A 23,079-nucleotide genomic window follows, 5' to 3' on the forward strand; every position below is an offset into this window, starting at 1 on the left:
TATTCCCCCTTACTGACGAAGTTTTGGATCTAGAGCATCTCTTAATCCATCACCTAATAAGTTAAATGCCAACATTGTTAAACATATTGTTATAGCTGGGAATAAAAGCTCATGGGGATAAAAGTCCATTACAGCTTGCCCAAAAGAACACATAGCTCCCCAACTTGTATTTGGAGGTTGTATACCTAATCCTACAAAGCTTAAAAATGCTTCTGCAAATATAAAACCCGGTATATCAAAAGTCATATAGACTATGATAATTCCTATTGTATTTGGTATTAAATGTCTTAATATTATTCTTCTCGAACTTGCTCCTAACGCTTGAGCTGCAAGTACATACTCTGATTGTTTAAGTTGCATGACTTGTCCTCTAACCATACGAGCCATACCTGTCCACCCTGTTATACACAAGGCTATTAAAAGAGGTACAATACCTTTTCCTAGAACAATAGCAATTACAATTACAACTATCATATAAGGTATACTCATTAAAACTTCAACTATTCTCATCATTACATTATCTATTTTTCCACCAAAATATCCACTTATGCCACCATATAAGCATCCAACTACAACTTCAATAATAGTACCAACTATCCCAATTGCTATAGAAACTCTTCCACCTATCCAAAGTCTAGAAAATAAATCTCTTCCTAAGTTATCAGTTCCAAACCAGTATTCTGAATTTGGTTCAAGGTTAACATTAGCCATATTTTGTTCAGTGTATGGATGTTTAGTTATATATGGTCCTATTATACACATAAAAACTATTATTCCTAATAAAATCATAGAAAATATAGCTACTTTATTTTGCTTTAGTCTTCTCCAGGCATCTTGCCAATAAGTTATATTAGGCCTAACTATTGTTTCAGAATCTTGGTCATTACAGCCTACTATCTCAAACATATCTTTGTTTAATTCTGACATTCTACTGTATCCTCCTATCTCTTTTCACCAGTTAATCTTATTCTTGGATCTACTACAGAGTACATTATATCAACAATCAACAATGAAATAATATATAAAGCTGCATAGAACGTTGTAAGTCCCATTATAACATTGTAATCGTTAGTCATAATAGCATCTATCATCGAATTACCAAGACCTGGAATAGAGAAAATTCTTTCAATTACAATAGATCCTGTTAAAACAGCTGCAACTTGTGGTCCTAATATTGTGATTATAGGCAATATAGCGTTTCTTATAATATGTTTCCATGCTATAGCTTTTCTAGAAACACCTTTTGCTTCTGCTGTCATAATATAATCTTGACTTATTACATCTAAAACAGAAGTCCTCATATATCTAGCATAAGTTGCAATACTACTAAAACAAAGTGCTAATGTAGGTAAGATAGTGTATTTTAATCCAGTCAAGCTTTCTCCAGTGTTATACCAACCAGCAATAGGTAGTCCAGCTTTTCCTCCTAATATTTTTTGAAGTAATGCTGCAAGTACAAAACTTGGAATAGACACACCTAATATTGCAAGAAAGATTACTAAATAATCCACTTTAGTATTTCTTCTAAAGGCAGCAATAATACCTAAAATAATTCCTAGTATTACCCCTACAAATACAGCTTGAAGCCCAAGTCTTGCTGAATTTGGGAATTTATCTTTTACAATTTGTCCCACAGAATAACCTGGGGTTATAAATGAATCACCTAAATTTCCTTTGGCTATATTTTTTAAGTAAAGAACATACCTTTCTGGTATAGGTTTATCTAAACCATATTGTTGTCTTAAACTAGCTTGAATTTCTGCTGGCAACTGTTTAGTTTGAGCAGTTATAGGATCTCCAGGCATTGTATTCATTAAAAAAAATGTTACTGTAACAACCACCCATAATGTTAATATCATGTATCCTATTCTTTTAAGTATATATTTTAACATTTTTATCCTCCTTCCCTTCAAACAATATTACAACAGAGACACCTCTGTTGTAATATAAAATAAATTTAAATTGTATATAATAAAATCCTTATGTAATTAAGCTAAATTTTATTTGAAGCTTAATTTTAATATGTACACATTATTATCTAATAAATTATACAAATACTACAACAGGAAATCTCCTGTTGTAGTATTTACTTTTTATATATTTACTTTACATTTAAAATTATTTTCCTTCTACATAAGCCCATTTAAGTTCATATTGTCCACCAAATGATGGGTATTGAACTCCTTTTAAATATTTTTGAGTAACTGCTCTCTTATCTTTATAGAATACAGGTGCTATACCAGCATCTTCATTGATAAGTAAAGTTTCAGCTTTCTTAAATATTTCTGTTCTCTTAGCAGTATCAGTTACTCCTATTGATTGTTTTATATATTCTTCATACTTTGGATTATTATATTTTCCATAGTTATTTCCATTATCTTTTTGGAATTGCTCTATAAATGTATAAGGATCATTAAAGTCACCATTCCAACCTGACATAGCTACTTCAAAATCACCACTAGCTGATTTGTTTAGATAATCTGCAAAATTAGCTGCTGTGTCAATCTTAAAGTTAACACCTATATTTTGTCTCCAATTATTTTGGAAGAATTCAGCTGATTGTTTTTCAAATGCATCACTACCTTGTGGTAAATATCTTAAAGTATGTTTAGATGGATCTGGATCAAGTCCAAGTTCTTTTAATCCTTCTATAAATAAAGCTTTAGGATCTTTCTTGCCCATTAACTCTTTTAATGGTTCTTGAACCATTTGTCTATATTCTTTATCACCACATAGTAATTTTGTTGGCATTAATCCATATGCAACAAAACCTCTCTTATAAACCTTATTTACATAATCTTCTCTATTTATAGCTAATGATAATGCAAGTCTTATTTTTGCATTAGTGAGAAGCTTATTTTTTCCAGACATATTATACATCATATAAAATCCTGATGGAGCTACTTCTTCTGTATAATCACATTTTCCCGCTTCAGCATCTTTTTTAAGTTGCTGTGCATATTCTCCAGTACCAGGTATACCATCTAATTCTTTATTCTTGAACATTTGATATTTTGTTTGCAACTCTTTTATTACTAAGAAATTAACTTTATCAATTTTTACTTTATCTTTATCATAATATTTATCATTTTTAACTGTTGAAAGTTTAGCACCCTTTTGCCATTCTTTTAATGCAAATGGTCCATTAAATACCATTTTAGTAACATCTGTACCATATTTATCTCCTTGTGCCTCTACTATATCTTGTCTCGATGGTACAAGTAATGTAAATGATGCCATTTGTAAGAAATAAGGAATTGGGTACTCAAGTTCAACTTTAAATGTTTTATCGTCTACTGCTTTTATTCCTACTTCTTCAGCTTTTGCTTTTCCTTTATAGAATTTTTCTGCATTTTTTATTCCAAATAAGAAAGATGCATATTGTGATTTAGTTTTAGGATCTAAAATTCTTCTCCATGCATATTCATAATCTTTTGCAGTAACTTTTTTACCATCTGACCATTCTTGGTCCCTTAAATGGAATGTGTAAGTTTTTTGGTCCTTTGACACTTCCCACTTTTCTGCCCCTGCTGCTTCTGGTTCATCATTGTTTGATCTTAATAAACCTTCAAAAGATGCATTTAACGCATTAAAAGAAGCTGAGTCAGTAGCTTTTGCTGAATCCAATGTTCTAATTGCTGGCGCATCTAAATTCAACACTACTTCCTTACCACTTTTGCCTCCTTCTTTGCTACCGCCACAACCAGTTAATACTGTAGTTGTTATAACAGCTGCAGCCAAAAGCGACACTAGTATTCTTTTCCTTTTCACTAAGATTCCCCCTTAATATTATTTTTTAGTTTCATATTAATAAGCTTTGGAATTATATTAAGCTAATATAATCAATTTAGGCATTATAATAAATCTACTTTTATATAGTAGTTACTTTATCATAAATAATTTATGTAAGAGAAACTTGCAACTGCAAAAAATTCACAAATAATTCTTTTTAACTTTTTTAGCACTTCAAATCTAACTTTGTTAAAAAATTAATTTTGAATATAAACATTAATTTATTTAACAATTATTCAATTTTTATATTTTATTTTTATAATATTATCATATTTACATATAAATGTCAAACATTCTACTGAATTTAAGATAACTCTTTATATGTTAACATATTTTAGTTAAAAAATCACTATTTTTTTATTTTTGCATAATTCTAATTTAATTCTTTTAAAATTTCATCAATTTCCTCGGGTGTAAACTTATAACTTTTATTACAAAAATGACACTTAAGTTCTTCAGTTTTATTTTCATCACGTATTTCTTTTAATTGTTCTCTTCCTAAACTTATTAAAGCTCTTTCAACTCTTTCTTTAGAACAATCACATTTATAAGTAGGTTCCATAGTATCTAATATTTTTATTTCCATATCATCAAATAAGAAATTCAATATATCTTCTGCATCTTTTCCTTCTGACATAGCTTTTGTTATAGATCCTAAATCCTGGAGCCTAAAAGTTATGAGATCAGCTAGCATTTCATCTGCACCTGGCATCATTTGAATTATCAATCCCCCTGCATATTTAATGCTTAAATCTCTGTCTACAAGTACTCCTAATCCAACCGCAGTAGGAACTTGCTCAGATACAGTAAAATAATAAGCAAGATCATCACCTATTTCTCCAGTGTATATAGGCACCTGACCTATGTATGGTTCTTTTAATCCCATATCTCTTATTACAAATAAGTTTCCTTCTTTTCCAATAATGCCACTTACATCTAATTTGCCCAAATCATTAGGCGGCAAATCTGCGCTAGGATTTCCGATATATCCTTTTACTCCAGCATTACTGTGAGAAGTAACCACTACCCCCTTTGCCGAACCTCCTCCTAAAATTTTTAAAGTTACAGCATCCTTTTCAGATTTCAACATAGAACCCATTAAACTACCTGCAGTTAACATTCTTCCAAAGGCAGCAGCAGCCGTTGGAGCACAATTATGTAATTTAACTCCTTCGTTAACTAAATTAGTTGTAGTAGCCACTATTACTCTAACCTGGCCTTCTTTTGCAACAGCTTTTATTAATTTATCTTTCATTATCATTTCCCCCTGATATTTTTTTCCTAAGTACATATACTACTCTTTCTGTCTTAGTTGAAATTTTATTATCATTATAATTATCTAATTTCTCTAAGATTTCAAAACCTAGTTTACTTAGAAGATTATCTAAAAACTCTTCACTATAAGCTCTTTCTTCATGTTCTTCATCAAATCGCTTATACAATTCTCCCTCTTTTACAAAGAATGTAAGATACATACTTACAACATCATCTTCTAGTATATTTTCCCATATATATACTATTTCTTCATCATCATAATTATATATATTATTTCCTAGAACTTCAGTAATTTTATAATAAGAATTTATATCAAAAACAAACAATCCATTATCTTTTAGATGATTGTATACTCTTTTAAAATAATTTTCTAATTCATTATTATCAGTAATATAATTCGTAGAATCTAGAACACAAGTTATTAAGTCAAATTTCCTCATTAAATTTAGCTCACTCATATCCTGACATACTAACTGTGCTTTTATTCTTTCTTCACTTAATTTATCTGATGCTATACCTAACATGTCACAGGATAAATCTACAGCCCAAATGTTTTTAAACTCTTTACTAACTTCTTTTGTAACATTTGCTGTACCACAAGCTAAATCTAGATAATCATTCTTTTCAACATTATATTTTTTACATAAGTCAATTATAGCTTTACCCATTTTTTTATAATCAATATCGTTGTATATAAGTTTGTCATATATACTTGAAAATTCTTTATAACAATTCAATTTATTCCCCCATTTCAGTTGATTTTACTTTAACTATGTCTTCATTTTACAATGTAATGTAGTTTTACATTCTTTATTATAACAGCTTAACAGCATGTGAAAACATAATCTAATTTATTTATTACTCTAAAATATATTATTATTTATATAAAGAAAAATCAACTAAATCTAGGATATATGTAGTTATTAGAGCATCTTTAATCTTGTTTAAATTAAGTATTTCTATCTATTTTGAGTATTTCATCATTTTTAGGAATTTTCATCTCTCTCTTTCTTTTTGTCATTACACCTCCTATTCTTCCCGTTTCTTCAGAGGTCAATGCACTCCATCCATATGTATCTACTTTTTCACTAAGACCTAGTTCTTTTGCAATTTCATACTTCATCTTTTCTCTCAATTTTTCTAATTCACTTAACTCTTTATCTCTTTTTAATTTAGCTTTTATAACTTTTTTCAAAGGAGTATTCCCCATTTTTTTTGCCCTCCCTAAGACTTAATTTAGTAATATATTTCTCAAAAATAGAGATTTTTATACTAATCTATCTTTTAAGACCTTAATTGCACATTTTAGGTATGCTATTTATTTTTTTAATACAAGTTCATTCTAAAATATTTTTTATCATATAAAGCTAAAATGCATATTATATAATGATAATAAAAATTTATCCGATGACCAGCTCTAATACTACCACCTTCTTCAAAGTTGTAATAAAAGGCTGCTACGTCTGTGGATAACGTTTCCTAAGCTTTAGTAGGAATCAACACCCCTCTAAAGCCAAAAGCTCTGTTTATGCATAATTTAGTATTTTATATTGAAAAACATTTGTATTTTTGTGAATATAGGTTATATAATAAAAAATATATGTTTTTTTATTTTTATTGAATTTGACTGTGAGATAAAAATATAAATTTATATTAGGGGGGACCTATAATGCTTTATAATGTTGCTGTAGTAGGCGCTACTGGAATGGTAGGAAACAAATTTTTAGAAGTTCTTGCAGAAAGAAACTTTCCAATTGATACTCTTTATTTATTTGCTTCAAAAAGATCTGCAGGAAAAACTCTTCAATTTAAAGGAAAAGACTTTGTGGTAGAAGAGTTAAAAGAAGATAATATTAAAAACAAGAAAATAGACATAGCTTTATTTTCTGCTGGTGGGAGCACTAGTTTAGAATATGCTCCAATATTTGTAAAATACAATGCAACTGTTATTGATAATAGTAGTGCTTGGAGAATGGATCCTAAAGTACCTTTAGTTGTACCTGAAGTTAATCCTGAAGATACAAAATGGAGCAAAGGTATAATAGCTAATCCTAATTGTTCTACTATTCAAGCTGTTGTAGCTTTAAAACCTCTTCATGATAAGTATGGAATAGATAGAATAATTTATTCTACTTATCAAGCCGTTTCTGGTGCTGGGGTTGGTGGATACACTGACTTAGAAAATGGATATAAGGGAGAAGCTCCAAATAAATTTCCTTACCCAATAGCTGGAAACCTAATTCCTCATATTGATTCATTTTTAGATAACGGCTATACAAAAGAGGAAATAAAAATGATAGACGAGACTAAAAAAATACTTCATGATGATTCTTTAAGAATAACTGCTACTACAGTAAGAGTTCCTGTTTTCTACGGACACAGCGAAAGTATAAATGTAGAGTTAAAAAATGATTTTAATTTAAATGATATCTTTGAATTATATAGGAATTCAGAGGGAATAATTTTAAAGGACGATGTTAAGAATTTAGAATATCCTATGCCAATTCATTCAGCTGGAACTGATGAAGTTTATGTAGGAAGAATTAGAAAAGATTTTAGTATAGAAAATGGATTGAATTTATGGGTAGTAGCTGATAATATTAGAAAAGGAGCAGCTTCTAATGCTGTTCAAATTGCAGAATATTTAATAAAATAATTTGATTATTCCTAAGGAGGACTTAAAATGACATTATTCAAAGGCTCTGGAGTAGCTATTATTACTCCCTTTAACGAAGAAAACAAAGTAAATTTTAAAAAATTAGAGGAAATTTTAGAATGGCATGTAAAATCTGGTACTGATGCTATTGTTATATGTGGAACTACTGGTGAAGCTTCTACAATGTCAGAATCTGAAAAAAAAGAAACTATAAAATTTACAGTAGACGTTATAAACAAAAGAATACCTGTAATTGCAGGAACAGGAAGTAATAATACTCTAGCTGCTGCAAGCATGAGCAAGTGGGCTGAAAGTATAGGAGTTGATGGACTTTTAGTTATCACACCTTACTACAACAAGACAACACAAAAAGGGATAGTTGAACATTTTAAAGCAATTGATAGTAATGTTAATATACCTATAATCGTATACAATGTACCTGGTAGAACAGGATTAAACTTAGCTCCTAAAACTCTTTTAAAACTAACTGAACTTAAAAATATAGTAGGTATAAAAGAAGCTAGCGGAAATTTAAGTCAAGTTGCTGAAATGAAGGCTTTATGTGGAGATAAAATAGATATATACTCAGGAAATGATGATCAAATTATTCCTGTATTGTCTCTTGGTGGAGCAGGAGTAATCTCTGTTGCAGCAAATATTTTTCCAAAAGACGTTCATGATATGTGTCAATATTATTTTGATAAAAAACTTGATGAAGCTTTAAACTTACAATTAACAATGCTTCCTTTAATAAATTCATTATTTATAGAAACAAACCCTATACCTATTAAAACTGCTATGAATCTTTTAGGTATGAATGTTGGAAATTTAAGATTGCCTTTATGTGATATGGAAGAAAGCAATCTAAACATACTAAAAACAGATTTAGATAATTACAGACAAATATAGAGGGGGATTAATTTCCATGGTAAAAATTATACTAAGCGGATGCTTAGGAAAAATGGGTAGAGTTATATCTAACAGTATAGCAAATTTCCCATCTTTATCTATAGTGGCTGGAATTGATAGAAATGATGATACTTCTGTAGGATACCCTGTTTATTCAGATATAAAAAAATGTAGTAATATTGAAGCTGATGTAGTTTTAGATTTTTCTAGACCAGAAACTCTTTCTTCACTACTTCAATACTGTAAAGAAAAAACTTTACCTATTGTTTTGTGTACAACTGGATATTCTGAAAAAGAATTATATGAAATTGAAAAAGCATCAAAAGAAATACCTGTTTTTCGCTCCGCAAATATGTCAATAGGTATAAACCTTATAAACAACATTTTAAAGGATATAAGTGCAATGCTTTATGAAAATTATGATATAGAGATCATTGAAAAACATCATAATCAAAAGGTAGATTCTCCAAGTGGAACAGCCTTACTTTTAGCAAACACTATAAAGAATGCTATTCCCTCAGAAACAGAATTTAAAAAGGGTAGAGACGGAATATGTAAAAGAGACCATAAAGAAATAGGGATTCATGCTATAAGAGGTGGCAGCATAGTTGGAGAACATGAAGTTATTTTTGCAGGACAAGGTGAACTAATAGAACTAAAGCACTCTGCTTTATCTAGAGAAGTTTTTGCCGTAGGAGCATTAAAAGCTTGTGAATTTATGTACCAAAAAGAAAAAGGTATGTACTCCATGGACAATATTATAAAAAAATAAAAGTGCTTAATGCACTTTTATTTTTTTATAAAGTATTTACCCACTTTTCCAATCTGTTCATAGCTTCTTCAAGTTCTTCTAAACTATAAGAATAAGAGATTCTAAAATATCCTTCTCCACCTTTTCCAAAAGCGGAACCTGGAACCACTGCTACTTTAGCTTCCTTCAAAGCTCTTTCACAAAACTCCTCACTTCTCATATTAAATTTCTTAATAGAAGGAAATATGTAAAAAGCCCCTTTTGGGAGATTTACTTCAAAACCCATATTTATTAGTCTCTTATACACAAAATCTCTTCTCTTAATAAATTCATTTTTCATATATTCAACATCTTCAAGACAACTCCTTATCCCCTCATAAGCCCCCCATTGTACAATAGATGGTGCACAAGATACATTATATTGATGTACTTTCATAATATTATCCATTAACCCCTTAACAGCGCAAACATATCCTAGCCTTAACCCAGTCATAGAAAACATTTTTGAAAAACCACTTACAAGAACAACCCTTTCTATAACGTCTTTAAACTGAGCAATAGAAAAATAATCTTCACCATAAGTTAAAGAACTATATATTTCATCAGTTATTACAACTATATCTTTGTTATTCCTTATTATTTCATATAGCTTATCTCTGTCATCTTTACTTAAAACAGCTCCTGTAGGATTACATGGATATGATAAAACTATTATTTTAGGATTTTCTTTAGCTATTATACATTTAAGATTATGAAAATCTATAGAAAAATCTTCTTTTAAATTATAATTTATAACAGTGCCCCCTAATAATTTAACACAACTTTCATAAGCTGGATATGCTGGAGTAGGTATAAGTACTTTATCCCCATTATTTATAAGAGCTGTAAAAGTAGACAAAAGACCTTCACTACCACCTATAGTCAAACAAATTTCTTCTTTACCATAGTCAATATTAAATACCTCTTTAAGATAAATAGATATCTCACGTCTTAATTCTTCAATACCTGCATTAGATGTATAAGCAGTTTTATTTTCTTGAATCGCCTCTATCATAGCATCTTTTATATTTTGTGGTACATTAAAATCCGGCTGCCCCAAAGTAAGAGAGACTACCCCCTTTTCTCCTGCAACTTTATTATAAAATTTTCTTATTCCTGATATCTCAATATTTTGTACATTTGTAGCAATAAAGGTATTCATTTTATAGCCCCCTCAATAAGTTTATGCTTATGTATAATATACATTTTACTCAGCTCTTACCGTTATGTCTAGTATAATTAGTTTTCTTACATATTATGACTTTTAAATACTAATAATATTTATTATAATAAGAATTATATTTAATTATTATACAGGAGGTTTAAACAACATGAATTACGATTTTACCGATCCATATGAGATAGCAAGATACATAAAAGAAGCTAAAAAATCCACTCCTTTAAAGGTATATGTGGATGGAGACCTTAGCAGTGCCAACTTAGAAACCATAGACTGCTTTGGTCAAAATAATTTTTATGTTTTGTTTGGCGAAAGCGTAGAAGTTTTATCGTTTCTAGAAAATAACAAAGATAAAATTAAAAAATACAGAATAGAAAATGACAGAAGGAACTCAGCTATACCTATGTTAGATCTGAAAAATATTGAAGCTAGAATAGAGCCAGGTGCAATTATAAGAGACAGAGTTTCTATAGGTAAAAATGCTGTAGTAATGATGGGGGCTGTTATAAACATAGGATGCGAAATCGGTGAAGGAACTATGGTTGATATGAATGCTGTACTAGGCGCTCGTGCAAAACTCGGTAACAATGTACACCTTGGGGCTGGAGCAGTTGTAGCTGGAGTATTAGAACCACCAAGTAAATCACCTTGTGAAATAGGAGATAATGTGCTAATAGGAGCAAATGCAGTTATCCTTGAAGGAGTTAAAATAGGTGCTAATTCAGTAGTTGCCGCTGGTTCCGTTGTTGTATCAGATGTCCCTGAAAGTGTAGTAGTAGCTGGAAGCCCTGCAAAAACAATTAAGCATGTTGATATTAAAACTAAAGATAAAACAAAATTAATGGAAGATTTAAGAAAATAAATAAAAAAAGTACTTAGCTTGTTTCTAAGTACTTTTTTATTTTCATTACTGAGCAGATTCTCCAAAAATCTCCCTATCTTCATTATCATTTTCTCCAACAAGCTCTAATTTTGATATAGAAACTTCATAAGCAGTTTTAGTTAAAGCTTTATCTTCTGAAATTTTCTTTTGATATTGTCTACTTTGGAGTCTTCCCCAAACTCTTATATTGTCTCCTACTTTTAAGACCTTACAAAATCTAGAGTTTCTTCCCCATGAAATAGTAGGTATATAATCAGATTTATTATATGGCCTGTTTACTGCAAGCAAAATATCGGCTATTTCTCTTCCAAAAGGAGTTGTTCTATAAACAGGCGGTTTACATATGAAACCGTTTAAAAATATTTGATTTGGATTCTTACTTCTTTCTATACATGGTTGAATATCTCTTGCAAATACAGTTAATATTAATCTATTTGAGCCATCAATAAACTTATTGTAAGACCTTAGCTGTCCCTCAACAACTAAATCTACTCCTTCCCTTATATCTATTTCAGTTAATAGCCTTTCTGAAACTGTTATAGGTAAGATATCTTTTGCATCACTAAGCCTATTTACAGCTAATTGAAAAACATAAAATCCCTCTCCATACATTTCATGACTAAATTCTAGCCCTGCTACACAAGTACCTTCTAAATAAATTTTGTTATTCAACATTAAATTGTCCATTGTTACCCCTCTCTCCCTTAGTTTTTTTTTAATTTATCTTACTGAAATATAAATATTCACATAAATAGAAAAATATAACATTAAATTTGATGTTTTACTTTTTATTTAATGATTTATTTAGTAATTTTTCAAGGAACTTTTCATCACCAACGTTTTCAATTAACAATATAGTTATAGCTACCATATAACAATATAATTCTTCTTCATCTTCAAATTTAAGAGATATAGGTATTTCTTGAGGTTCTATATTATGTGAGCAATCTATATTTATATATCTCTGAAGGCAGTAAACAAACCCTTCATTCTCATCTTCTATACTTGAAACAGTTATAGTACTCTTATTTCCAAAACCATAAGTAATTAAGTTTCCATAAATGCAAAGCTCTTTTTGAAATGATTTATCCATATTAACTAGACAATACTTGCATTTTAGTACTTCTATATCAGAGTAACTATTTGAGTTTATAACAATATAATCAGCATATTTATTACTAGTTACATACTCATTAGCTACTTCTTTATAGTCATTAGAGTAACTATTCACAAATTCTAAAACGTTGGATTTAAAATTTCTAACCTTATCCTCTCCAATGAAAGCTATTGTTTTCATTTAACCAACTCCATTTTTAGAATATTTTGCTTGACCACTTCTTAACCATAGTTTAAACAGATAAATAAATTTTATTAGTCTATTTAAACTACAAGCTATATTGTCATTAAATATTCCCCAAAATATAATTGGTTATATTTCCATTATAATACATTTATGATTTATATTTCAATGGGTATTTTTAATTATTTAATATTTGTTTACCTGTATTGTCTAAATGGTAGTTTTCTTTATATATAAGATCTGATATTTTTACAAATTCGTAGCCTTGTCCTTTTAGCTCTTCTATTATCTTTGGAAGATTCTCTGGAGTGTACTTTGCTGCATTATGGAATAAAACTATTGATCCAGGCTTTACTTTAGTTATTACTCTATTGTATTCTTTTTCTGCCCCTAATTCCTTCCAATCTATACTATCCACATCCCACTGTATGCAATAGTGCTTTGTACTTTCAACTGCACTCACACTTCTATTATCATAAGCTCCACCTGGAAATCTAAATAATTTAGTATCTGTTCCTATAAGTTGCATTAATTTCGCATCTGTAGCAGCTAATTCTTGTATAATTTTACTATCTTGTATTTTAGTCATATCTGGATGAGAATTGGAATGATTTCCTATTTCATGTCCTCTTTTATATATTTCTTTTGTTTCTTCTGGGAACTCATCTACCCATCTTCCAACTAAAAAAAATGTTGCTTTTATATTATATTTATCTAATGTGTCCAATATTTTTATTGTGTTGTTTGCTCCCCAACTGGCATCAAAGGAAATTGCTATCTTTTTTTCTTTAGTATCTACACAATATATAGGTAACTTTCTGTCTTTTGTAAATACTCCTTTGCTAATATAATTAGCCATAACTCCAATGACTCCGACTATGAAAAGCATCCCCACTATTAAAAGAATTTTTTTTGACTTTTTCATTTTTGATATAACTACTATTTTCATAACTCCTCCTATATAAATTCCTATATTGAATTTATATATAAACTTCTTTATAAATATTACAAAAATTCTCTTCCAAGAAACCACTATTTTGGTTTTATATATACAGTATAAAGCTTGTTTTCCAAGGCAAACTAAATACAACATATAATCCATACATAAAGGAGGAATATATAATGGCTTTAGGAGAATCTGGCAGTGGTAGAACTCAAGTAGTACCTGACTGCCATAAAGTATTAGATAAAATGAAATACGAAATAGCAGAGGAACTTAATTTAGGGGTTCATGAAGGTTCTGAAGATTATTGGGGAGAAGTTTCATCTAAAAACTGCGGTAAAGTTGGAGGCACAATGCTTAAAAGACTAGTTAATTTAGCTGAACAAGAGCTGGTTAATGGAAAAAAAGCTTAAAAATTTTAAGCACCGATTTATTTCGGTGCTTTTTATGATATAATATTCTATGTAATTCTTATATAAGGAGTGAAGGACAATGTACGGAAATACAGCAGAACTAGCTGAAGATAAGCTTCTTTTACTTTATATATTAGATAAGATAAAACTACCTATCTCTAATAATAAACTTACTGAAGTAATTTTAGAAAATAATTTTATTAACTACTTCACTCTTCAGCAGTACTTATCAGAGCTTGCTAATGCAAACTTTATAGATTATATAGAACAAGAAGGAAAACATAGAATTATTATATCAAAAAAAGGGTTGACGGTTTTATCCTTGTTTGGAAATAGAATATCTGACTCAAAAATGCACTCAGTAGATTCTTACTTGAAAAAACAAATAAACAATATAAAGAATGAAATTTCCATATCCGCTGATTATACTATTCAGGGAAATAATTATATCGTAAACCTTAAAGCTTTAGAAAACGACTCTATTTTAATTGACCTTAAATTAAATGTGGCCTCAAATGAACAAGCTAAACAACTTTGTTCTAAATGGAAAAATAATTCTTCTGAACTTTATAATAACCTATTTAAAGTACTTATAGAGGATTAAAGAAAGTCATTCCATTAGGTTCTCCACCAATGGATATGACTCTTTTCTTCTCTTCTTTTTCATTAACTCTTATTAAAATATTATTATAATTATCTCCAACGTAAATATAATCTAATCTTTTTATTATACCTCTAGGCATGCCTCCTACATTAATTTTTTTAATTTCATTATATAAATTAATGTCCGCTATGCTTATAGTTCCTTCTCCAAAATTGGAAACATAACAATAAGAAGTGTCAAGATACATGTCCACTGGACAATTGCCTACTAAAATTCTATTCAATAACTTATAGTTCTTTGAAGATATTATACTTATACTTCCTTTAACATCTGTTCCAATATTACTTTCACATACAATTATATAATCTCCATCAATTGTAAATAAAGCCTTAGTAGGATAAGCTCCAACTCTTACATGTTTAATGCTTTTGTTATCATTTAAGTCAACTAAAGTTATACTATCATTTTCAAAGTTAGTTATAAGCATACGTTTTCTCTGTTTGTCTATTTTTATGCTATGAGGCAAATTTCCACATGGTATTTCCTCCTCTACCTTATTTGTAAGTAAATTAAAAACTATAATATAGTTTAATTCTCCACAAATTACATAAGCTTTATCTTTATATATATCAACATCATTACAATGCATACCTATAAAATAATCTGCAATTTTCTTATTAGACTGAGTATCTATTATTGAAATAGTATTACTATAATTATTTGCAATCACTAATTTATCTTCATAGGTACATATACCATGGGGACCTATTCTATGCTCACTATTATAACTTAAAGGAATTTTATAAACTTCTTTAAAATTTTCAATATCAACTACAGATATATTATCCGAAGAAGTATTACACACATATAAACTACTCATAGTCTCACCCCCCTACACTATAATATGTGACAATCATATATTTTGAGAGTCATTATTTAATATTTTTTCAAATCTTATTCTCATAATTTATAAATTTCAACTTAATAGAAATACTTTTTCCTTCTCCTAGCTACTTTGTACTAATCTTTAATACATCCCTAGTATTTAGTCTTGAATAGTGATCCTAAATCATTTATAATTTTTATTATATTTTATAAAAAAGGAGTGGTTTTTGTGCATATTTACAAACCTACAGGAGTTTGTTCAAGAGAAATAAGCTTCGATCTAGAAAATGGGAAAATTAAAAATGTTTCTTTTGTAGGTGGCTGTTCTGGAAATTTACAAGGAATATCTAGTCTTGTAGAAAATATGGATATTAACGAGGTTATAAAAAAGCTAAAAGGTATCAAATGTGGAAATAAATCTACCTCTTGTCCAGACCAATTGTCTAAAGCTATAGAGGCATTAAAAAACAAGTAAATCCTTAAACATATTTTAAAAAGAGTTTTAGTTATAATTTCTAAAATTCTTTTTTTATATTTATATATAAAAATTGAAAACACTTTTTAAACTTATGCATATACTATTATTGACAGGACAAGCGGTTGTCCTTATCAACTTCCTTATGAAGGGAGGCTAGACTATGAATAACTCATGCAACTGCAACTGTAACTGTAATAGACGAGATGATCTTCTAATACTAATCGTCTTAATCATAATATTCTGCTGCTGCTGTGGTGGAGGTTTCTTAGCTTCTGGAATAGGTTCTTCTTGTTGCTTACCTTGTTGCTGTTTACCTTGCTGCTGCTAGTATATAACTTTTAGTTCATATATTAAAAATTTTTAATCTTTATATAAGACTTTTATCTAAAACTTTATCTAAAATTATCTTTAATTTTCTTAAGCTATGTTTTAGATTATTAACTGCATTGCGATAAGAACCTTACATTTCACAAAATATAGCACAAGATGAAGATAATTATAAAAAATTATAAGTTTTTTACTATATATATTAATATTTCAACAAAATTCTTTGAGAAAATTCAGCGGTATATTTTATAATATACCGCTTTTTTAGATGAAATATAAACAGAGTTCTAAGCTTTAGAGAGAGTTTTTATTCCCTCTAAAGCTTATTAACAGAATTCTTAGGACTTTTACTCCTTAGAAGCCGTTATCCTTTAAGAGAAATCGTTATCCATGGTAATTTTAAAGAAGATGGGAGTATTAGAATGGTTATACATCAAATAAATTATTAATTTATTCTTTACATAGTATTAAAATTTTGTATATATGTCAAAAATACTAGAATAATAAAAAAATTGGTGATATAATCAAGCTAGTTATTTCATAGAAATGGAGGATTATGTCTTGTTCAAAAACAAAAAAGTCCCTTACTTAAATTTAATACCTATTTTAATAATTTCTTTTCTACTTTTTAAAGTTATAGATAATGTAGAATTTCTAGCAGAAGGTTTTGGAATGTTACTCTCTATTTTAACACCTTTCTTTTGGGCTTTTGGGATAGCTTATCTTTTGAATCCTCTTATGATTCACCTAGAAAAAAGATTTAAGTTAAAAAGAGGAATAAGCCTTCTAATTGTCTATGCTATAGTAATTGGGTTTATAACATTATCAGTTACAATAATTTCACCTACAATCGCAAGTAATATTGGTGACTTAGCAAACAATATTCCTGAATATGCTATTAAAACAGAATCTTGGATTAGATCAAATATTCAAAAATTAAATTTAAATAATAATAAGGATATTATTTCATGGATAAATAATCTTTTAAGTACTTCTTCTGGCAAATTAACAGAAATATTAAATACAGGAGTTAATACAATTTTCAACAAAGCCGTTAGCTTTACTTCTTCATTTTTAAAAATGGTTTTTGGATTTATTATATCTGTATACATACTAAATGACAAAGAATTATTTAAAAATACAATTAAAAGATTTTTGTATGCTACTTTTAATACAAAATCAGTTGACAATTTTTTAGTTTTTACAGATGAAGTAAATAGATTATTTTCTCAATACATAATTGGTAAATTTATAGACTCATTAATAATAGGAATTTTATGTGCCATAGGCTTAACTATTTTAAAAGCACCTTATGCATTACTTATAAGTATTATAGTGGGTATAACTAATATGATACCTTATTTTGGACCATTTATTGGAATGATACCTGCAGTAATAATAACTGTCTTCTTCAGTCCAATAAAAGCTCTAGAAGTATTAATATTTATAATCATCTTACAACAATTTGATGGTTGGTTCTTAGGTCCAAAAATACTTGGTGATAAAGTTGGTTTAAACCCTTTCTTAATAATTTTAGCCATCACTATTGGTGGAGGAATTTCTGGAGTATTAGGAATGTTCTTAGGAGTTCCTATAATGGCAGTTATTAAAACTTTTTTACAAAGATATATGACTAAAAAATTAGAAGAAAAAAATATTCAAGAGAGTACAAAATAAAAATTAGTGAAAAGTAAACTTTTCACTAATTTTTATTTTAAAGATTTTTAGTAACAATTTTTCTCATATCTCCTATCATATAAAGAGAACCTGAAGCCAATAAAAGATCCTTAGATTTACAATAATTAAGTCCTATTTTATAGGCTTCTTCATAACTTTCAACTGCTTCACAATTAATATTGTATTTTTCTACTTCTTTTTTAAGTTCTTCTGCTAATTCTGCCCTTTCACTGTGAGGAGTTACACATATTACTTTTTTAGCCATAGGCACAATTGTTTTTACCATATCTGAAACCTGTTTATCTGCTAAAATCCCTAAAATTAAAATTAAATTATCATATTTCACATAAGAATTTATACTTTCCTTAAGTTTTGTTATACCATCAATATTATGAGCACCATCCATTATAACCCAAGGATTCTTATTTATTATTTCAAATCTTCCCATCCATGTAACCTTTGAAAGAGCTTTTATTATATTCTCATTATCTGTAACCACACCACTCTTTTTTAAAGCTTCTATAGCATATATAGCTGTAGCACAATTTAATAATTGGTGCTTGCCTAAAAGAGACAAATCTATATTATAGGAATCACATTCCCCTTTTACGCTTATTCTTTGCAATATTTTATCTTCTTCAACACATCCTAAAAATTCCACACTGTCCTTTCTAACCTTTATTATTGGAGCTTTTTTATCACTACATATTTTCTTTATCACTTCTTCTGCTTCCTTCTCTTGTGGATACAATATAACAGGAACTTTATATTTAATAATTCCTGCTTTTTCTCCAGCAATTTCAGAAAGAGTATTTCCCAAAATATTCATATGATCATAACTTATAGAAGTAATCACACTTAATATAGGATGTATTACATTCGTGGAGTCTAATCTTCCTCCTAATCCTACTTCTATAACTGCAAAATCAACCTTCTGCTCATAAAAATATAAAAAAGCTGCACAAGTTATTATTTCAAATTGAGTTGGATTATCATATCCTAATTCTAAGACCTTATTAACAGCTTTGAAAACTTTAGTTATTATTTCTGCTAATTCTTCTTTTTCTATATATAATCCATTCACCTGAATTCTCTCTTCAAATTCCTCTATATATGGAGATGTGTACATACCTACTTTATAACCCGATTCTTTTAGTACAGCAGTTATCATAGCTGTAGTAGAACCCTTTCCATTAGTACCTGCTATATGTATACATTTTAATTCTTTATGGGGATTTCCTAGAATCTCAAGTATCTTCTCTGTTCTTGAAAGTCCTAATTTCATACTAAATCTTGCTGCTTCATCAATATACTTTCTTGCTTCTATATAATTCAAATTTTTCGCCCCAATCTTTTGTTAAATAAATTTATCCGATGTCTAGTCATTCTAATATCTTCACTTTTTTAAAGTGGAAATAAAGAATGGCACAACCCTGGATAGCGCCTTCTAAGGAGTAAAACTCCTAAGAATCCTGTTTATCCTAAATTTTATCATAAATAAACTTTAGAACAAATCCAAAGTAAATTCAACTATTTTTACTGAAAATTTAGCTGTATTGAAATAAAAGAGTCAAAGATAAGCAGAAGAACTCTATCCTACCTACCCCGACTCTTTAATAATTTTACCTAACCTTAAAAATTTTATTTTTAAAATATAAAATTAAATTATAGTATAAGCAACCTTTACTTTAAGCTATTTATTCTTTCTAAAACAGCTTCATACATTTCTTTGTATTTTTCACCTTTTTCTCTTTCTTCATTTACTACAGCTTCTGGTGCCTTGCTTACGAATCTTTCATTTGAAAGTTTCTTTTCTACTCTCTCAATTTCTTTTTGAAGTTTTTCTTTTTCTTTGTTTAATCTTTCAAGTTCTTTTTCAACATCTACTAAATCTAGTAAAGGCATAAACATTTCTGCACCTTTTATAACAGCAGAAACTGCATTTTCAGGAGCTAATTCTTTAGAGTCTATCATTTCAACTTCTGATGCTGAAGCAAGTTTTTCAAAATAAATCTTTCCTTCTTCAAAAGCTTTTTTAGCTTCTACAGTATATATAGTAACTTTAGCTTTTCTTGAATTTGGAACATTCATTTCAGCTCTAACATTTCTTAACGCTTTAATAGCTTCTATAACATAAGCCATGTTTTCTTCTGCTTCTTTATTGTCTAATTCTTCATTGTATTGTGGCCACTCAGATGTAACAATTGTTTCCTTAGTTCCAGGAAGGTTAGTATAAATTTCTTCTGTAATATAAGGCATAACAGGATGTAATAATTGTAATCCACTTGTTAAAACTTTGTTTAGTACATTTAATACTACTCCTTTAGATTTTTCATCATCACCATATAAAATAGGTTTTACAAGTTCAATGTACCAATCACAGAATTCTGTCCACATAAATTCATAAGTTTTTTGTGCAGCTATTCCAAGTTCAAATTTATCTATATTATCTGTTGCTTCTTTAACTAAAGTGTTAAGTCTTGATAAAATCCACTTATCTGCAGTAGTATATTCCTTGCAATCTTTATACTTATCCATTAATTCTTCATCAAGGTTCATCATAACAAATCTTGATGCGTTCCATATCTTATTTGCAAAGTTTCTAGCTGCTTCTACTTTTTCTTCATAGTATCTTATATCATTTCCTGGTGCATTACCTGTAACAAGCATAAATCTTAATGCATCAGCACCATATTTTTCTATAACTTCAAGTGGGTCAACACCATTTCCAAGAGATTTAGACATCTTTTTACCTTCACTATCTCTTACAATACCGTGAATTAATACAGTTTTAAAAGGTATTTCTCCCATACTGTGAAGTCCTGAGAATATCATTCTTGCTACCCAGAAGAATATAATATCATATCCTGTAACTAAAGTATCAGTTGGATAGAAGTATTTTAAATCTTCTGTTTGTGCTGGATATCCTAATGTTGAGAAAGGCCATAAAGCTGAACTAAACCATGTATCAAGTACATCTTCATCCTGTTTTAACTTTTCACTTGAACATTTAGTACATTTTGTTGGCTCATCAACAGATACAATAATTTCTCCACAATCTTGACAATACCAAACTGGAACTCTATGTCCCCACCAAAGTTGTCTTGAAATACACCAATCTTGAATGTTTTCCATCCAGTTAAAATATATTTTAGAGAATCTTTCAGGAACAAATTTTATTTTTCCTTCTCTTACTACATCAATAGCTGGTCCTGCAAGAGGCTTCATTTTTACATACCATTGTTTTGATGTAATAGGTTCTATTACTGTTCCACATCTATCATGAGTTCCTACATTATGAGCGTGATCTTTTATTTTTACAAGATATCCTTGTTCTTCTAAATCTTTTACTATAGCGCGTCTTGCTTCGTATCTATCCATTCCTGAGTAATTTCCATAGCCTTCTACTATAGCCCCTTTTTTATCCATAACAACTATTTCTGGTAAATCATGTCTCTTTCCAACTTCATAATCATTAGGGTCATGAGCAGGAGTAATTTTAACTGCACCTGTTCCAAAATCTATACCAACATAATCATCAGCAACTACAGGAATTTCTCTACCTACTAATGGTAAAATTAATTTTTTACCAATTAAGTGTTTATATCTTTCATCTTCAGGGTTAACTGCAACAGCAGTATCTCCAAGCATTGTTTCTGGTCTTGTTGTAGCTATTTCTAAGTATTCATCTTCACTTCCTACTACTGGATACTTTATGTGCCAGAAATGGCCATTCTTTTCTTCATATTCTATTTCAGCATCAGATATGGCTGTTTGACACTTAGGACACCAGTTAACTATTCTGTTACCTCTGTATATTAAACCTTCGTTATAAAGATCTACAAAAACTTTTCTTACAGCTTCGCTTAAACCTTCATCCATTGTAAATCTTTCTCTAGTATAATCTGCAGAAATTCCTAGTCTTCTATATTGAGTTTTTATTCTTTCTCTATATGTATCAGACCATTCCCAAACTTTTTCAAGGAAAGCTTCTCTTCCCATTTCTTTTTTCTTTAATCCTTGAGTTAAAAGTTGATTTTCAACTTTTACTTCTGTTGCTATACTTGCATGGTCTTCTCCTGGAAGCCATAAAGTACTAAAACCTTGCATTCTTTTAGCTCTTATTAAAAAGTCCTGAAGAGTTCCATCAAGAGCGTGACCTAAATGAAGCTGTCCTGTTATATTTGGTGGGGGCATCATTATAGTATAAGGTTTCTTATTTTCATCCACTACTGGAGTAAAATACCCTTTTTCTTGCCAATTTTTATAAAGCCTATCCTCAAACTCTTTAGGATCATAAGTTTTTGCTATATTTACCTCTGCCATTTGTATAACCTCCTATATTTTATATCATTCTATCCGGTGTCTAGCCACTCTAATACTCCCATCTTTTTTAATAGTGTAAAAGATTGCCACGACTCTGGATAACGGTTTCTACCTTTCAGCGGGGTGAGAAAACCCCTTGAAACCAAGAACCCTGTTTATTCATTAATTTTTAAATATAAAAAACAAAGCGCTGACATCCTTCAAAGGACGACAGCGCGCGTTACCACCTTAATTCCTGCAATTGCAAGCACTCATTAAAATTAACGATGTGACCACCGTCTTTACTTACTGATATTTCAGTAAAGAAGCTCCAAAGCTACCTTCAAGACGATTTGTATAGAAAGACTCTCAGCTAATAATCTTTCCTCTCTTAATACTTCTCTATCTCTACTCCTCTTTTTCTCTGCTTTTAAAAAATTAATTAAATTTGAAACCAAAATCTTATACTAAAATATATCTCCTATTATAACTTTATTTTGAAAACTGTCAATACTTATTTATATTTTTCGAATTATTCTCTGATTGATATATGATAATGTCTTAATATAACACATGTGATTATGTCCCAAATATAAATTTTAGTATACAATAAACCTCATAACTTGAAATGAGGTGGACATACTGAGAAAGGTTGCTTTAAG

22 protein-coding genes and 1 other annotated feature are annotated in these 23,079 nt (G+C 29.3%); of the genes, 9 read left to right on the plus strand and 13 right to left on the minus strand.

Features of this window, described 5'->3' with window-relative positions; all coding sequences use genetic code 11:
• Positions 1-9 precede the first annotated feature (9 nt).
• The 6 genes from OW729_RS17305 to OW729_RS17330 form a co-directional block, all read right to left on the minus strand.
• Positions 10-927, minus strand: a complete 918-nt coding sequence (locus OW729_RS17305; RefSeq protein ID WP_268062803.1) for an ABC transporter permease — start codon at positions 925-927, stop codon at positions 10-12.
• Between the two features lie 14 nt (positions 928-941).
• A complete protein-coding gene (locus tag OW729_RS17310; protein WP_268062804.1) occupies positions 942-1,892 on the minus strand; it encodes an ABC transporter permease in 951 nt (316 codons plus the stop codon).
• A 226-nt stretch (positions 1,893-2,118) separates the two neighbouring features.
• Positions 2,119-3,771, minus strand: a complete 1,653-nt coding sequence (locus tag OW729_RS17315) for a peptide ABC transporter substrate-binding protein (RefSeq protein ID WP_268062805.1) — start codon at positions 3,769-3,771, stop codon at positions 2,119-2,121.
• Positions 3,772-4,165: 394 nt separating this feature from the next.
• Positions 4,166-5,047 carry an Hsp33 family molecular chaperone HslO gene (gene hslO, locus OW729_RS17320; protein ID WP_268062806.1) on the minus strand — a complete coding sequence of 294 codons (882 nt, stop codon included), beginning with the start codon at positions 5,045-5,047 and terminating at the stop codon, positions 4,166-4,168.
• The gene (locus tag OW729_RS17325) at positions 5,037-5,804 is read right to left on the minus strand and encodes a class I SAM-dependent DNA methyltransferase (RefSeq protein WP_268062807.1); all 768 of its coding nucleotides are present in this window, start codon (positions 5,802-5,804) and stop codon (positions 5,037-5,039) included. Before OW729_RS17325 ends, hslO begins: the two co-directional genes overlap by 11 nt.
• Positions 5,805-6,016: 212 nt before the next feature.
• Complete coding sequence (locus tag OW729_RS17330; RefSeq protein WP_268062808.1) at positions 6,017-6,277, minus strand: small, acid-soluble spore protein, alpha/beta type; 261 nt, start codon at positions 6,275-6,277, stop codon at positions 6,017-6,019.
• A gap of 459 nt (positions 6,278-6,736) precedes the next feature.
• Here OW729_RS17330 and OW729_RS17335 point away from each other — a divergent pair, with 459 nt between their 5' ends.
• From OW729_RS17335 to dapB, 3 genes are read left to right on the plus strand one after another with little or no spacing between them, the layout of a single operon-like run.
• Entirely contained in the window at positions 6,737-7,723 is a 987-nt protein-coding gene (locus tag OW729_RS17335; protein WP_268062809.1) for an aspartate-semialdehyde dehydrogenase, read from the plus strand.
• A gap of 27 nt (positions 7,724-7,750) precedes the next feature.
• Positions 7,751-8,632 carry a 4-hydroxy-tetrahydrodipicolinate synthase gene (dapA, locus tag OW729_RS17340; RefSeq protein WP_268062810.1) on the plus strand — a complete coding sequence of 294 codons (882 nt, stop codon included), beginning with the start codon at positions 7,751-7,753 and terminating at the stop codon, positions 8,630-8,632.
• A 16-nt stretch (positions 8,633-8,648) separates the two neighbouring features.
• On the plus strand, positions 8,649-9,404 hold the full coding sequence (dapB, locus tag OW729_RS17345) for a 4-hydroxy-tetrahydrodipicolinate reductase (protein WP_268062811.1): 756 nt from the start codon (positions 8,649-8,651) through the stop codon (positions 9,402-9,404).
• A gap of 25 nt (positions 9,405-9,429) precedes the next feature.
• Here dapB and OW729_RS17350 read toward each other — a convergent pair whose 3' ends face one another.
• Entirely contained in the window at positions 9,430-10,584 is a 1,155-nt protein-coding gene (locus OW729_RS17350) for a pyridoxal phosphate-dependent aminotransferase (protein ID WP_268062812.1), read from the minus strand.
• A gap of 169 nt (positions 10,585-10,753) precedes the next feature.
• On the opposite strand from OW729_RS17350, the gene dapD reads away from it, so the two are divergent.
• Positions 10,754-11,464: a 2,3,4,5-tetrahydropyridine-2,6-dicarboxylate N-acetyltransferase gene (gene dapD, locus OW729_RS17355; protein WP_268062813.1), complete on the plus strand. Its 711-nt coding sequence runs from the start codon at positions 10,754-10,756 to the stop codon at positions 11,462-11,464.
• A gap of 45 nt (positions 11,465-11,509) precedes the next feature.
• Here dapD and OW729_RS17360 read toward each other — a convergent pair whose 3' ends face one another.
• The 3 genes from OW729_RS17360 to pdaB all read right to left on the minus strand — a co-directional run bounded on the left by OW729_RS17360 (position 11,510) and on the right by pdaB (position 13,734).
• Complete coding sequence (locus tag OW729_RS17360) at positions 11,510-12,172, minus strand: single-stranded DNA-binding protein (RefSeq protein WP_268062814.1); 663 nt, start codon at positions 12,170-12,172, stop codon at positions 11,510-11,512.
• Between the two features lie 94 nt (positions 12,173-12,266).
• Positions 12,267-12,782: a hypothetical protein gene (locus tag OW729_RS17365; RefSeq protein WP_268062815.1), complete on the minus strand. Its 516-nt coding sequence runs from the start codon at positions 12,780-12,782 to the stop codon at positions 12,267-12,269.
• A gap of 181 nt (positions 12,783-12,963) precedes the next feature.
• A complete protein-coding gene (pdaB, locus tag OW729_RS17370) occupies positions 12,964-13,734 on the minus strand; it encodes a polysaccharide deacetylase family sporulation protein PdaB (RefSeq protein WP_268062816.1) in 771 nt (256 codons plus the stop codon).
• Between the two features lie 173 nt (positions 13,735-13,907).
• Here pdaB and OW729_RS17375 point away from each other — a divergent pair, with 173 nt between their 5' ends.
• Both OW729_RS17375 and OW729_RS17380 read left to right on the plus strand, forming a co-directional pair.
• Complete coding sequence (locus OW729_RS17375) at positions 13,908-14,141, plus strand: alpha/beta-type small acid-soluble spore protein (RefSeq protein WP_268062817.1); 234 nt, start codon at positions 13,908-13,910, stop codon at positions 14,139-14,141.
• A gap of 79 nt (positions 14,142-14,220) precedes the next feature.
• Positions 14,221-14,745, plus strand: coding sequence for a DUF4364 family protein (locus OW729_RS17380; protein ID WP_268062818.1), 525 nt, complete (start codon positions 14,221-14,223; stop codon positions 14,743-14,745).
• Here the strand turns inward: OW729_RS17380 and OW729_RS17385 are convergent.
• Positions 14,732-15,625, minus strand: coding sequence for a YncE family protein (locus OW729_RS17385; protein WP_268062819.1), 894 nt, complete (start codon positions 15,623-15,625; stop codon positions 14,732-14,734). The two genes, OW729_RS17380 and OW729_RS17385, sit on opposite strands and share 14 nt — an antisense overlap.
• A gap of 234 nt (positions 15,626-15,859) precedes the next feature.
• Between OW729_RS17385 and OW729_RS17390 the strand changes: the two genes are divergently transcribed.
• The 3 genes from OW729_RS17390 (at position 15,860) to OW729_RS17400 (ending at position 18,112) form a co-directional block, all read left to right on the plus strand.
• On the plus strand, positions 15,860-16,105 hold the full coding sequence (locus tag OW729_RS17390) for a TIGR03905 family TSCPD domain-containing protein (protein ID WP_268062820.1): 246 nt from the start codon (positions 15,860-15,862) through the stop codon (positions 16,103-16,105).
• Positions 16,106-16,268: 163 nt separating this feature from the next.
• Entirely contained in the window at positions 16,269-16,436 is a 168-nt protein-coding gene (locus OW729_RS17395) for a hypothetical protein (protein WP_268062821.1), read from the plus strand.
• Between the two features lie 560 nt (positions 16,437-16,996).
• Positions 16,997-18,112 (plus strand): AI-2E family transporter, encoded by a 1,116-nt coding sequence (locus OW729_RS17400; RefSeq protein WP_268062822.1) that lies wholly within the window; start codon positions 16,997-16,999, stop codon positions 18,110-18,112.
• 37 nt (positions 18,113-18,149) lie between these two features.
• On the opposite strand, the gene OW729_RS17405 is transcribed toward OW729_RS17400, so the two are convergent.
• The gene (locus OW729_RS17405) at positions 18,150-19,448 is read right to left on the minus strand and encodes a bifunctional folylpolyglutamate synthase/dihydrofolate synthase (protein WP_268062823.1); all 1,299 of its coding nucleotides are present in this window, start codon (positions 19,446-19,448) and stop codon (positions 18,150-18,152) included.
• Positions 19,449-19,795: 347 nt separating this feature from the next.
• Positions 19,796-22,438: a valine--tRNA ligase gene (locus OW729_RS17410; RefSeq protein WP_268062824.1), complete on the minus strand. Its 2,643-nt coding sequence runs from the start codon at positions 22,436-22,438 to the stop codon at positions 19,796-19,798.
• A gap of 200 nt (positions 22,439-22,638) precedes the next feature.
• Positions 22,639-22,851, minus strand: a binding site (T-box leader).
• Between the last annotated feature and the right edge of the window lie 228 nt (positions 22,852-23,079).

Source organism: Clostridium brassicae (genome assembly GCF_026738875.1).
In the GTDB taxonomy this organism is placed as follows: Bacteria; Bacillota; Clostridia; order Clostridiales; family Clostridiaceae; genus Clostridium_H; species Clostridium_H brassicae.